Source organism: Campylobacter sp. CNRCH_2015_0814, assembly GCF_025772765.1.
In the GTDB taxonomy this organism is placed as follows: domain Bacteria; phylum Campylobacterota; class Campylobacteria; order Campylobacterales; family Campylobacteraceae; genus Campylobacter_D.
The window spans coordinates 1-744 of sequence record NZ_JAKMSR010000037.1 but is presented as its reverse complement, the minus strand read 5'-3'; the positions used below and the strand labels follow the sequence as shown (position 1 = coordinate 744).

Annotated in this window: 1 protein-coding gene; it reads left to right on the top strand. The window is 22.8% G+C overall.

The genetic code is table 11. The annotated features are described in order from the left end of the window. The first annotated feature begins 254 nt into the window (after positions 1 to 254). Positions 255 to 437, top strand: a complete 183-nt coding sequence (locus L8X24_RS07910) for a hypothetical protein (RefSeq protein ID WP_263664342.1) — start codon at positions 255 to 257, stop codon at positions 435 to 437. Positions 438 to 744 lie beyond the last annotated feature (307 nt).

Genomic DNA, 744 nt, shown 5'->3' with positions numbered 1-744 from the left:
CTAAGATTTAAATTAAGTATATATACTATAAAAATAAACAAAGTTTAGTTTTAGACTGATTTATATTAAGTATATTAAGTATATTTTATAAATTTGATTTTAAAAGCATATAAGAGTATTAAGTTATAGAATAATTCTTACTAGCATAAAAATAGTGTTATAATAAACACATGATTGATTGTCAAAAAAAGGAGAATCAGCATGAATGAGAACTATTTAGAAAAAAAGAATTTTTGTTTGAGAAGTATAAAAAAATGATTTTAAGCAAAAAAGAGTGCGCAAGTATTCTTGGAATATCAACTCCAACATTAGATAGATTAACAAAAAATAAGAAGATAGAATCTATGGGTGTATCTTGTTATGTATTATTTTCCATTGAAGAAATAGCTAAAGTTGTATCAAAAAAAAAAAGGGGGGGGGTTAAATCTTTAAAATGAGATTTAATCTACTTTAGCACAATTCATATAATAGTAAATATTCTATTTTTAAAATTGTTTCTTGAATATATTAAACACTTGCTTTTTATTAGTCAGGCAGTATTTTTCTTTGTTAGAATTTAAATCCACAATATTCTTTCCTTGAAATTCACACTCTAAAAATTTTAATATATCACCTATTTAGCAAAACAATATCACTTTTTTACACATTTTTACAATAAAATACAAGGTATGTGCAAAAGTATGTGCAAATGAAAAAATATTTCATTAAAGTATGGATATTTAGGGGTTTGGTTAGCAAATTACA